The sequence below is a fragment of the Planctellipticum variicoloris genome (assembly GCF_030622045.1).
GTDB lineage: Bacteria > Planctomycetota > Planctomycetia > Planctomycetales > Planctomycetaceae > Planctellipticum > Planctellipticum variicoloris.
In genome coordinates this window covers 1,004,157-1,016,312 of the sequence record NZ_CP130886.1, presented here as the reverse complement: position 1 = coordinate 1,016,312, position 12,156 = coordinate 1,004,157, and the positions used below count along the sequence as shown (strand labels likewise).

Here is a 12,156-nt window from a genome sequence, read left to right as displayed (position 1 = left end):
TCACCGTTCGCATCGGGTCCGCACTTGGGGCTGGGCTAAACTTTTCATTAATGCGACTCGGCGTCGACGGCTTAATCGGCAAGCACTTGCGACGTAAATACAAAGTGTTGGTAAGCATCTGAGCGATGCCCCACCCCCAGGCGCCTACTCCTCCCCCGTAAACCGCCGATACAACGCCGCCGCCTCGACGCTCTGGCGTTCGAGGTCCTTGAGATCTTTCGCCGTATACTCTTCCGGTTTCGGCCGCCCGTCCGCACTCCGCGTGATCGTCATCACGATCCCTGCTTCCGCATTCTCGACGATCTGCAGCTCGGCCCCCCGGAAATAACCCCGGATCGTCCGATCAACGCCCCCCGCCGCAAATCCTCGGTTGATGAAGAGCTGCTGCATCTGCGGCGGAACGCCCCCCGCCCGGATCTGAATCGGGCCCGCCCCTCCCCCTGCCTGCTTCTCCTGGAACTCCTTGCCGGCCGCAGCGTCCAGTTTTTTCAAGGCGTCGAGCGACGGGGCCTCGTGTTCGACAATCTCGACGCCGTCGGACTTGCGGGTGACGACTCGCAGACGCAGTTCGCTGCCGCGACGTTCTTCGAGCGTCGTCTCCTTCGGCCCCGCCGTGATGACGGTCTTGCGCCGCCCGTTGCTTTCGGTTCTCGACGTCGAAACGACATTGGCCAGTCCCGCGGCGACTTTCACATCCACGCCGCCGGCGCTGTCGAGCAACTTCGCAGCTTCTGCGAAATCCAGCTTCAAGGCCGAAAGATCCGCCGCCTTGATCTCCTTCTCGGTCGTCGCACCGCCGGATACGACGATCCATCGGCCGCTCAGCGCGCCGTCCCTGTCCTTCCGGAGCGTCAGCGTCCGCTTCGTGGCGGGAGCCTCAGCCGGCTCGGCCTGCCCGGCAGGTGCATCGGGCGGTTCCGGGGGCGGAACCTTCGGACCTGCGTCTTCCGCCGGAGACTCGGAAGCTCCGATCACTCCCAGCAGCGCAGCAACCAGCAGTCCACGAACCAGCAACATGGCAGTCACCCTCACGGGAGGCAGTCCCCGGAACAATTTCACCGGCCGCCATCAGTCTACCGTGGCCAGGCGTCTCAATGGAGTCGAATCCTGGGAGGAGTCTGGTGCTGGTTTTTGGTCGTTTGTCGTTTGTCGTTCGTCAGTTGCCAGTTGCCAGTTGCCAGTTGCGGTGACTCTTCTCTGGCTCTCGACTCCCGTCTTTGCCTGAATTCATTTCACTTCAGACTTCTCTGCGGCCTCTGCTCACTCGGCGCCTCTGCGAGAGATCTTCTTCTCTTCTCTTCTCGCATCGCATCGCTCACTCGCCCGACTTGCCGCCCGAGGACTTCGAGCCGCCGTCGGACTTGCCGGAACTGCCGGAATCGCTTTTCGGCGCGGAGTCGCCCGAGGGCTTGTCCGAGCTCGCCCCCTTCTTGTAGTTCTCGCTGCGGTAGTCGGTGATGTAGAACCCCGACCCCTTGAACAGCAGCCCCGCTCCGGCGCCGATCAGCCGGCGGGCCTTCTTCTTGCCGCACGCCGGGCACTTCTTCGTCGCCTCGGCCGACATCGGCTGAAACTCTTCCCAGCCATGCTGGCAGGCGTCGCATGTATAGTCGTACGTAGGCATGATGGCCTCTCGATTATGAAATAAACAGGGTCGAAAAGCGCCAAATCTCAAACACCAGGCTCCCAATGCAGCGTACCGCCATTGAATCGCCAGAGTCTGCACATGAAACACATCCGCGATTCCAGTGTTCCCGGTTCTCCTGCTTTAGAACTTGGCGTTTGGCGTTTGAAACTTGTTCACGGCTGCGGTTGCGACGCCACAATGACCTTGCTCGGCCGCACCACGCGGTCGTGCAGCAGATAGCCCTTCTCGACGTCCTGCAGCACAGTCATCGGCGGATGATCGGCCGACGGCATCTGCGTGATGGCTTCGTGGATGTGCGGATCGAACTCCAGACCGACGGCCGCGATCGCCTGCACGCCGAACTGCCCCAGCGACGACTCGAACTGCTTCTGCACCATCTTCACGCCGGTAATCAGGTCGTCGGCGTTCTTCGAAGTCTCCGCAGCAGCCAGCGTCCGGTCGAGCCCGTCCAGTCCCGGCAGCAGCGCCTTCAGCAGCGGCAGCGCCAGGTACTTGCGATCCTCTTCCATCTCGCGCTGGATCCGCCGGCGGAAGTTGTCGAGATCCGCCATCGCCCGCGCCCATTTGTCCTTGTACTCGTCCCGCTCGGCCAGCGCCTGCTGAAGTTGAACGTCGAGCGACTCGCCTTCGGTCGCGGCTTCATCATTCGGAGGGGGAGCTTCAGTCATGAGTCATTACCTCTGATCGCGCGTGGTGCGCGGAAAACGGATTCAGTCAGCCGACGCCTCTTCCTGGCCGGTGAAATATTCCTTCACCTGCTCGAAGAACGATTTGCGATGCGGGCTGACATGCTTGTTGTCCAGCTCCGCCATCTCGCGGAGCAGCTTTTCCTGCTGCTTGTTGAGCTTCTTCGGAACCTCGATGGTCACGTCCACCAGCAGGTCCCCCCGGGCCCCGCCATGCGGATCGGGCATCCCCAGGCCCCGCAGTCGGATCGTTTCCCCGGGCTGCGTCCCGGCCAGAATCTTCAGCCGGTGTTTACCGGTCAGCGTGGGAATATCGAACTCGGTCCCAAGCGCCGCCTGAGAATACGTCAGCGGCACGCGGCAGCCCAGATCGCGGCCGAGCCGCTCGAACATCTTGTGCGCTTTGACGCGGATCTCGACGTACAGATCGCCCGCCGGTCCGCCGTTCTCGCCCGGCTCCCCTTCGCCCCGCAGGCAGAGCTGCATGTCGTTGTCGACGCCCGCGGGCACGCGGACTTCCAGCTTGGCCCGCTCGGCTTTGACCTTGCTCCCCTGACACTCTTCGCACTTCTCGCGAATGATCTGCCCCGCACCGCGACAGGCCGGACACGTGGTCTGCACGCGGAAGAACCCCTGCGACTGCACAACCTGGCCGCGCCCGCCGCAGTAGTCGCAGTTGACCGGGCTGGTGCCGGGCTTGGCCCCCGATCCGCCGCAGGTCACGCAGGAGACGTGCCGCAGGATTTCGAGTTCGCGCGTGCAGCCGACGGCCGCCTCAGCCAGCTCGATCGTGATCGACGTCTTCAGGCTGTCGCCGCGCCGCGCCCGCGGGCCGCCTCCCCCCCGTCGCGACTTCTGCCCGCCGAACATATCGCCGAAGCCGAACAGATCGCCGAACGCGTCGAAGATGTCGTTGACGTCCTGGAAGCCCGCTCCCCCCCCGCCGCCAGCCCCCTGCACGCCGGCATGGCCGAACTTGTCGTAGCGGGCTTTCTTCTCGGGAGTGCTGAGGACATCGAAGGCCTCGGCGGCCTCCTTGAACTTGGCGATGGCCTCTTCGTCCCCGGGATTACGGTCGGGGTGATGCTTCCCGGCGAGCTTCCGGTACGCCCGCTTGATCTCATCAGCGGACGCCGTCTTCTCGACGCCGAGGATTTCGTAATAGCAGATTTTGGTAGGCATGAGCCGGGTATCGGATATCGGGATTCGGGTATCGCAGAATTTCAGGCTGCCGCGTCAGTCTGCGCGCTGCACGCCCTCAAACACCGCCGCGACTTGCCAGTCCGACATTTTGCGATCTGCATTTTGCATTTTTCATTTTGCAATGACTTCTCTTCCGTCTTCTCTGCGGCCTCTGCCAGCCCTGACTCTCCGCAAGAGGCCTTCTTCTCCCCGGCGGTCACCCGGTTGGAAGAAGAGCCCGGCCTCCATTGAGGACCGGGCTCTTCTCCGGCGATCCACGATCCGCGACAGACAGTCAGTTACCTGACGGCCCCTTCAACGGACTTCTTCTTGCCGCCGGCCGGCTCGTCGGTGCGGGTCACGCAGACCTGCGTCGTGAGCATCAGACCGGCGATCGACGAAGCATTCAGCAGCGCGTTCTTGACGACCTTGGCCGGATCGATCACACCGGCCTTGTACATGTCCGTGTACTTGCCGGCATTGGCGTCGTAGCCCTGGTTGGTCGGCAGGTTGCGGACTTCGTCCACCACCACCGCGCCGTCTCCGCCGCCGTTATCGACGATCTGCCGCAGCGGGGCTTCCAGAGCCTTCGCCACGATGTGCACGCCGATCTTCTCGTCCCCCTTGGCCTTCACTTCGCTGACCGCAGCGATGGCCCGCAGCAGGGCCACGCCGCCGCCCGGGAGGATCCCTTCTTCCACCGCAGCGCGGGTGGCGTGCAGGGCGTCTTCCATCCGGGCCTTGGTCTGCTTCATTTCAGCTTCGGTCGCGGCGCCGACGGAGATGATCGCCACTCCGCCGGTCAGCTTCGCCAGCCGCTCCTGGAACTTCTCGCGATCGTACTCGCTCTCGGTCCCTTCGATCTGCTTGCGCACCTGATCGACGCGGGCCTTGATGTGAGCCGGGTCGCCGGCCCCTTCGATGATCGTGCAGTCTTCCTTGCCGACTTCAACCCGCTTGGCGCGGCCGAGGTGCGACAGTTCCACCGCTTCCAGCGTAATCCCCAGGTCTTCGCTGATCAGCGTGCCGCCCGTCAGGACGGCCATGTCGCCCATCATCGCCTTGCGGCGGTCGCCGAAGCCCGGCGCCTTGACGGCGCAGATCTGCAGCACGCCGCGGAGCCGGTTGACGACGAGCGCCGTCAGGGCTTCCCCTTCCAGGTCCTCGGCGACGACCAGCAGCGGCTTGCCGCGCTGAGCGACCTTCTCCAGCAGCGGCACGAATTCCCGCAGGCTGGAGATCTTCTTCTCGTGCAGAAGGATGTAGCAATCCTCCAGGATGCACTTCATCTCTTCCGGATGCGTGACGAAGTACGGGGAAACGAACCCCTTGTCGAACTGCATCCCTTCGGCGAGTTCGAGGGTCGTCGAGTTCCCCTTCCCTTCCTCGACGGTGATCACCCCGTCGCGGCCGACCTTCTCCATCGCGTCCGCGATCAGATCGCCGATCGTGCGGTCGTTGTTGGCGGAGATGGCGCCGATCTGGGCGATCTCCTGCTTCGACGAAACCGGCTTGGCCATCTTCTCGATGAACGCGATCGCGGCTTCGACCGCCTTGTCGATCCCCTTGCGGACGACGGTGGGGTTGGCCCCCAGCGTCAGGCTCCGGAGACCTTCGTTGTAAATCGCCCGGGCCAGGACCGTGGCGGTCGTCGTGCCGTCGCCGGCGACGTCGCTGGTCTTGCTGGCGACTTCGTTCACCAGCTTGGCGCCCATGTTCTCGAACGGATCGTCGAGTTCGACTTCCTTCGAGACCGTGACGCCGTCCTTCGTAACCACCGGGTTGCCGAAGCTCTTGTCGATGATCACGTTGCGGCCGGTCGGCCCCATCGTGATCGCGACCGCCTTGGTCAGGGTATCCACGCCGCGCAGCAGCTTCAGGCGGGCGCGGTCGTCAAACAGCAGTTGCTTCGCCATCTCTGAAAAATCCTTGTGGACGGGTGTTCGGAGAACGCTGAAAGCCGAGAGCTGAAAGCGGAGAGCCGAAGAAGAGTCGAGTTCCAGATCGCGACAAAACCGGCAATCTGGCTTTCAGCTCCTCGCTTTCCGCTTTCCGCTCCCTTAGCCCAGCACTTTGGCCAGGATGTCCGATTCCCGCAGGATCTTGACGTCCTTGCCGTTCACTTCGATTTCCGTCCCGCCGTACTTGGCGAACAGAACTTCGTCGCCGATCACCAGCGAAATCGGGTGACGCTCGCCGTTGTCCAGCAGCCGGCCCGGGCCGACCGCAACAACCTTGCCGCGCTGCGGCTTCTCCTTGGCGGCGTCCGGCAGGACGATCCCCCCCGCGGTCTTCTCTTCAGCGGTCAGCGGCTCGACAACAACGCGATCATCCAGAGGTTTCAGCGACATACTCTTCATCTCCTGAGTCTCAGCGACTGCCCGTCGCAGTCTGCACTTGTGGTCCGATTGTGGGAATCAAAAAACTGTCGGGCGACCAGCCGGAGGAGTTTTGCAACATCCTCCGGCGTGCACCCGGAGGTTCGAACTAGAACCCGCCCATGCCACCCATCCCGCCCATGCCCGGCATTCCCATGCCGCCCATCCCGCCCATGCCACCCATATCGTGGTGGTCGTCGTGATGGTGATCGTCGCCGCTCTCTTCTTTCGGAGCATCGACGACGATGGCGTCGGTGGTCAGCAGCAGGCAGGCGACGCTGGCGGCGTTCTGCAGCGCGGAGCGGACGACCTTCGCAGGATCGACCACGCCGAACTCGAACATGTCGCCATAACGCTCGTTGAGCGCGTCGTAGCCGTGGCTCTTGTCCTTCGACTTGCGGACGTGGTGAGCCACCACGGAGCCGTCGAGACCGGCGTTCTCGGCAATCGTCCGCAGCGGCATGTCGAGCACGTTGCGGATCAGCTCGACGCCGAACTTCTCGTCCCCGTCCAGCTTCAGCTTCTCAAGGCCGACCGCCGCTCGCAGCAGAGTCACTCCGCCGCCGGGCACGACCCCTTCTTCCAGGGCCGCACGGGTGGCGGCCAGGGCGTCGTCGAGCAGGTCCTTGCGTTCCTTCATCTCGGTTTCGGTGTGGGCGCCGACGTTGATCTGCGCCACGCCCCCCGCCAGCTTGGCGAGCCGTTCCTGCAGCTTCTCGCGGTCGTATTCGCTGTCGGTCTTCGTGATTTCCTTGCGGATCATCTCGGCCCGACCGGCGATCGCTTCCTTCTTGCCGCCCCCCTGGACGACGGTCGTATTCTCGCCGTCGATCCGAACCTTCCGGGCCGTCCCCAGATCGCTCAGCTCGACGTTTTCGAGCTTGACGCCCAGGTCCTTGAAGATGGCCTTGCCGCCGGTGAGGATCGCAATGTCCTCGAGCATCGCCTTGCGGCGATCGCCGTAGCCGGGAGCCTTGACCGCGCACACCTTGATGATCCCGCGCAGCTTGTTGACGACCAGGGTCGCCAGGGCTTCCCCTTCGATGTCTTCGGCGATAATCAGCAGGTTGATGCCCGACTTGGAGACCTTCTCCAGCAGCGGCACCAGCACCTTGGCGGAGCTGATCTTCTCTTCGTAAATCAGAATGCGGGCGTTGTCGAGTTCGACAACCTGGTGATCCTGATCGGTCACGAAGTGCGGCGACAGGTAACCGCGCTCGAACTGCATCCCTTCGACCAGCTCGACTTCCGTGCTGACCTGGCGGCCTTCTTCGACGGTGATCACCCCGTCCTTGCCCACCTTCAGCAGCGCGTCGGCCAGAATCCGGCCGATTTCCTTGTCGTTGTTGCCGGCGATCGCGGCGACGGTCTCGACGGCCTTCCGGTCGTCCGACTTCACCGGCTTGGCCAGCTTCTTGATCTCCGCCGTCACGGCGTCGACCGCCTTCTGCACGCCGCGGCCCAGGGCCATGGCGTCCACGCCTGAGGCGATGAACCGCAGACCCTCGCGGAAGATGGCTTCCGCCAGCACGGTCGCGGTGGTGGTGCCGTCGCCGGCCACGTCGCTGGTCTTGGAGGCAGCCTCCTTGACGAGCTGCACGCCCATATTTTCGTATTTGTCTTCCAGCTCGATGTCCTGAGCGACGGTCACGCCGTCCTTGGTCACCTTCGGCGACCCCCAGCCCTTATCGAGCACAGCGTTGCGGCCGCGCGGGCCCAACGTGCTCTTGACGGCTCGCGACAGCTTGGAGACCCCCTCCAGCAGACTCTTCCGCGCGTCCTCGTCAAAACTGATCAGCTTTGCCACAGCTTCTCCTCAACCAGCAAGTGCCTCTGTCGGCTCGTCCAAACGACGCCTGTAAGAACCGCGGACTCCGATCAGGCTGCCGCTGTGTTGGTCACAACGCGACAGCCTGCCCACCGGGACTCGGACCTTCCGCGGGAAACCGGTTCTTGGCGAACATTCCGCCCGAGAAGCAAACAGCATGCCCGCGCAATCCGGAAATCAAAGTCCCTGATTCCAAAGGGTTTGCGACGCTCAGTCGAGACCGGAAATCCACGCCGGCTGCCAACTTGGCAGCGCCCGTTTCACCGGCCCCCCGTTGTGACAGCCCGCGACCGTGCGGAATCTGCCACCCCGGCAGACTGGGGGAACGAATCGGGCCTCGGGCTTCGGGCTTCGGGCTTCGCAGAAATGATCTCCTGCAGATTCTGGGCGGAAGGGCGCGCATGAAACGGCTTTATGCCGCCTGGGAAACGATGCGGACGGAACGTGGAGCCTCGAAACCACGCCCCGAGTCGCGTGCAGCCTCTGCGAAGCCCGATACCCGAAGCCCGAAGCCCGACTCCCCCCCCCTCATCTTGATCACTTTGCCCGATTTTGCGAAACTCCTCCGCGGGCTGGGATCTGCCTTGCGGTTCCGGGAAGGGACTCTCCGGTGTCAGAAACTGCGGCGACCTTTGACTTTACGAGCTCCATGCGGAGCCTCTGTGAAGACATCGCCGCCCGGGTCCCCGACTTTCAGCACCTCCGCATGGAACAGGTCGCGGTCACTTTCGCCCAGGCCCGCCATTCCGCCCTCCACGGCCTGCAGGCCAAACTGACCCCCATGCGGTTCGAAAACGGCGGCCTTGTCACTCGCCGCGGCCGCCGCCAATGGACCGTCCGCCGCCTCTTCGCCGGCGAACACGAGATTCTCTACATCCTCACGTTCTATCTCCCCCGGTTCCTCGATCAGCCGCTGCGGGAGAAGCTCATTACCGTCTTCCACGAGCTGTACCACATCAGCCCGCGGTTCGACGGCGACATCCGCCGGCTCGACGGCCGCTACCACGTCCACAGCCACAGCCAGCGCGAATACGACCGGCAGATGGGCGAGCTCTCCGAGCGATATCTTGCAACTCGTCCCCCGGAGCACCTCTGGGGGTTCCTCCGCGAAGACTTCCGCAAACTCGTCGCCCGCCACGGCCGAGTCGTCGGCGTCCGCCTGCCGATCCCGCGGCTGGTCCCGCTGCCAAACAGCCGCAGCGCGTAAGTTGAGCCTTCGGCGAAGAAGCGAATTCGGGGGGCACGCCCAGAGTCCTCGATGGGCGTGGAAACGAAAACGAAGACACGCCCATCTCAAAGCCTCTGGGCGTGCCACCCCACGGCTCTTCCCAGTTTCAGAGTTGGGTGAGTCGAGTCCGCGAGGCCCAGCTCTTTTTTAACGAGTTACGGTGAGCCTCGAAGACTCGACTCACCCGACATCTTGCCCGAATGGAACTTGAGAAGAGTCGTGCGTGACACCCCGACTCATCTTCCCATTTTGCACTTTGCATTTTTCACTTTTCATTTTGCACTGATCTCTTCCCCCGCTACACCGCCCCCGCCAGCTCCCGCATCCCCTCCACCGCGGCGTCAATGTGGTCCGTCGTATTGAACGGCCCGATGCTGAACCGGAGCGTTCCTCCGGTCGCTGCGGTGCCGAGCGCCGCATGAATCCGCGGCGCGCAGTGAAAACCGGCCCGCGTCTGCACGCCGAAGTGCTCGTCCAGCAGCGCCGCCAGGGTCTGCGGTTCGTATCCGTCGACCGTGACGCTGACGACTCCCGTCCGTGGAGCCTCCGCAGCCGGGCCATGGACTTTCACCTCCGGAATCCCGGCCAGTCCCTCCAGCAGCCGACCCGTCAGTTCGCGTTCGTGACGGGCGACCGTCTCGATTCCGGTCGTCCGCAGCCACTCCAGCGCCGCACCCAGCCCCAGCAGCCCCGGCGCGTTGTGATTTCCCGATTCGAATCGGTCGGGGAGCGTCTCCGGCTGCTCTTCCTTCTCGCTCTGCGTTCCCGTGCCCCCCAGCCGGTAATCGTCGATCTGCTCCTCCGCCGCAGGCCCCAGCCAGACCAGCCCGGTTCCCAACGGCCCCAGCAGTCCCTTGTGCCCTGAGCAGCAGAGCACATCCACCGGGAGCGCCCCCAGGTCGATCGGCCACTGCCCCGCCGACTGGGCCGCATCCAGCACCATCAGCGCCCCGGCCGATCGCGCAGTTTGTCCGATCTCCTCGATCGGCTGCACGGATCCCGTCACGTTCGACGCATGGGTGACGCACACCAGTCGCGTCGGCGCCTGGCAGGCCTCGCGGATGCCCTCGACGGAAACCAGTCCCGTTGGATCGCAGGGGACGACGGTCAGGCGGATGCCGCGCCGTTCTGACAACCATCGCAGCGGTCGCAGCACCGAGTTATGCTCGGCGGCGGTCGTCACCACATGATCGCCCGGCCGGATCAGTCCCTGCAGCGCCAGGTTCAGGCTGTCGGTGCCGTTGAACGTGAAGACGATCCGCCGGGGATCGCCGGCCCCCAGCAACTCGGCCGCCAGTTGCCGGCAGCGATCGACCCGCCGCTGAACCTCGATCGCCTCCAGATACGCCCCCCGACCGACCGGAGCCCCCAGCTCCCGCTGATACTGGCCCACCGCCGTGTAGACCTCGGGAGGCTTCGGAAACGTCGTCGCCGCATTGTCGAGATAGATCCGCATAAATCTTCAATGTGGTGAGCTGAGCCTGCGCGTTTCAACACAAATGTCCTCGTTCCCAGGCTCCGCCTGGGAACGCCTCCCCGCGAGGCTCCGCCTCGCGTCTTCATTTGCTGTTTTGTGTTTGGAACTTTTCCGGATTTCGTGCTTCGAAATCTCGGATTTTCACCCTGCCGTCTCAACCGCCAATCGAGTACATCGGCCGCTCCGGCTGCACGAACCGGGCCGTGTTGATCTCGTGCCCCTCTTTCTTCGCCGACACGGACTGCCGGACAAGTGCCGCGATCTCGTCATCCGGCGCTCCCTCGCGCAGCAGTCCGCGCAAGTCCGTTTCTTCCAGGCTGAACAGACAGTTGCGCAGCTTGCCGTCCGCGGTGATCCGGATCCGGTTACAGCTCAGGCAGAACGGCTGGCTCACCGAGGCGATAAAGCCGATCCGTCCGATGCCGTCCGCAAATTCATAGTCCGTCGCCGGCGCCCGCGTATCCCGCGGCGGAAGAGCCACCAGCGGCTGAATCTCCGCCGACAGTTGATCGACGATTTCCTGAGCGAACAGCACCTTCTCCCGCTCCCACGCGGCATCGGCATCCAGCGGCATGTACTCGATAAACCGCACCTCGACCCCCGTCTCGCGGGCAAAGTGGCCGAAGGGCACAACCTGATCTTCGGTCATGCCGCGCACGGAAACTGCGTTGATCTTGATCGGATCGAATCCCGCCCGCTTCGCGGCGTGAATCCCCTCGATCACCTTCTCATAGCCGTCGCGTCGCGTGAACTCCTTGAATCGCACCGGATCGAGAGCGTCCAGGCTGACATTGATCCGTCGCAGCCCGGCCGCGAAGAGCGCCTCCGCCTGATCGGCGAGCAGCAGCCCGTTGGTGGTCAGGCCGATATCCTGAATTCCCGGGACCGCCGCCAGCCGCCGGACCAGTTCGTCCAGGTTACGGCGGACCAGCGGCTCCCCGCCCGTCAGCCGCAACTTCGTGATTCCCAGAGTCACCGCGATCCGCGCGAACCGTTCGAGTTCTTCGAAGGTGAGCAGGTCGCGACGATCCATGAACGTGACGTTTTCCGCCGGCATGCAATAGAAGCAGCGGATGTTGCAACGATCGGTCACGCTGATCCGCAAATTGTCGTGCACGCGCCCGAACGAATCGATCAGGGGAGCGTTCATCGTGCGGTCTCCGGCATCGGTGTGGCTGAACCCGCGGGATGCACCCACTCGGTCTGCCCGTCCGCCCAGTTTTCTTTCTTCCAGATCGGCACGCGAACTTTTAGTTCGTCGATCAGAAACTGCCCGGCTTCGAACGCATCCCGCCGATGCGGACAGCTCACCGCCACCGCCACGCTGACATCCCCCAGTTCCAGCCGTCCCAGCCGGTGGGAAATGGCGCATTCCACCACCGGCCAGCGGTCGCGAGCCTCGGCCTCCAGCTCTGCGAGCTGGCTGCGGGCCATGTCCGGATAGGCGTCGTAGTCGAGCGCAACGGTCTGACGTCCCTGCGTAAACTCCCGCACGGTCCCCAGAAACAGGATCACCGCCCCCGCCCGCGGCGATCTCACCCGCTCGGTGAGCTGCTGGTAGTCAATTTCCGCGTTGGTCAGTTCAATCATCACAACAGCTCGATATCTCGGCCAGACGGCAGTCCTTCGACCGGTTCCACCACTCCACAGTTGTACGCGGTCCTGTCCACGGAACCAACCGCGGCCAGCGAATATCGGCAATAGCGAACAGGGAGCAGCGAACAGCCAG

At 63.8% G+C, this 12,156-nt stretch carries 11 protein-coding genes; 1 reads left to right on the top strand and 10 read right to left on the bottom strand.

Going from position 1 to position 12,156, the window contains the following annotated elements; genetic code table 11:
- Positions 1–144: 144 nt before the first annotated feature.
- The 7 genes from SH412_RS03955 to groL (SH412_RS03925) form a co-directional block, all read right to left on the bottom strand.
- Positions 145–1,017: a hypothetical protein gene (locus tag SH412_RS03955; protein WP_336522213.1), complete on the bottom strand. Its 873-nt coding sequence runs from the start codon at positions 1,015–1,017 to the stop codon at positions 145–147.
- 298 nt (positions 1,018–1,315) lie between these two features.
- On the bottom strand, positions 1,316–1,624 hold the full coding sequence (locus tag SH412_RS03950) for an FmdB family zinc ribbon protein (RefSeq protein WP_336522212.1): 309 nt from the start codon (positions 1,622–1,624) through the stop codon (positions 1,316–1,318).
- Between the two features lie 176 nt (positions 1,625–1,800).
- Positions 1,801–2,316 carry a nucleotide exchange factor GrpE gene (grpE, locus tag SH412_RS03945; RefSeq protein ID WP_336522211.1) on the bottom strand — a complete coding sequence of 172 codons (516 nt, stop codon included), beginning with the start codon at positions 2,314–2,316 and terminating at the stop codon, positions 1,801–1,803.
- Between the two features lie 42 nt (positions 2,317–2,358).
- Positions 2,359–3,516 (bottom strand): molecular chaperone DnaJ, encoded by a 1,158-nt coding sequence (dnaJ, locus tag SH412_RS03940; protein WP_336522210.1) that lies wholly within the window; start codon positions 3,514–3,516, stop codon positions 2,359–2,361.
- Positions 3,517–3,815: 299 nt separating this feature from the next.
- The gene (groL, locus tag SH412_RS03935) at positions 3,816–5,432 is read right to left on the bottom strand and encodes a chaperonin GroEL (protein ID WP_336522209.1); all 1,617 of its coding nucleotides are present in this window, start codon (positions 5,430–5,432) and stop codon (positions 3,816–3,818) included.
- Between the two features lie 144 nt (positions 5,433–5,576).
- Positions 5,577–5,876, bottom strand: coding sequence for a co-chaperone GroES (gene groES / locus SH412_RS03930; RefSeq protein ID WP_419555768.1), 300 nt, complete (start codon positions 5,874–5,876; stop codon positions 5,577–5,579).
- A gap of 127 nt (positions 5,877–6,003) precedes the next feature.
- On the bottom strand, positions 6,004–7,701 hold the full coding sequence (groL, locus tag SH412_RS03925) for a chaperonin GroEL (protein ID WP_336522207.1): 1,698 nt from the start codon (positions 7,699–7,701) through the stop codon (positions 6,004–6,006).
- A 631-nt stretch (positions 7,702–8,332) separates the two neighbouring features.
- On the opposite strand from groL (SH412_RS03925), the gene SH412_RS03920 reads away from it, so the two are divergent.
- Complete coding sequence (locus tag SH412_RS03920) at positions 8,333–8,929, top strand: putative metallopeptidase (RefSeq protein WP_336522206.1); 597 nt, start codon at positions 8,333–8,335, stop codon at positions 8,927–8,929.
- A 319-nt stretch (positions 8,930–9,248) separates the two neighbouring features.
- Here SH412_RS03920 and SH412_RS03915 read toward each other — a convergent pair whose 3' ends face one another.
- The 3 genes from SH412_RS03915 to SH412_RS03905 form a co-directional block, all read right to left on the bottom strand.
- Entirely contained in the window at positions 9,249–10,406 is a 1,158-nt protein-coding gene (locus SH412_RS03915; protein ID WP_336522205.1) for an aminotransferase class V-fold PLP-dependent enzyme, read from the bottom strand.
- Positions 10,407–10,581: 175 nt separating this feature from the next.
- Positions 10,582–11,577, bottom strand: a complete 996-nt coding sequence (gene moaA, locus SH412_RS03910; RefSeq protein ID WP_336522204.1) for a GTP 3',8-cyclase MoaA — start codon at positions 11,575–11,577, stop codon at positions 10,582–10,584.
- The gene (locus tag SH412_RS03905; RefSeq protein ID WP_336522203.1) at positions 11,574–12,017 is read right to left on the bottom strand and encodes a molybdenum cofactor biosynthesis protein MoaE; all 444 of its coding nucleotides are present in this window, start codon (positions 12,015–12,017) and stop codon (positions 11,574–11,576) included. The genes moaA and SH412_RS03905 overlap by 4 nt, the downstream gene beginning before the upstream one ends.
- Positions 12,018–12,156 lie beyond the last annotated feature (139 nt).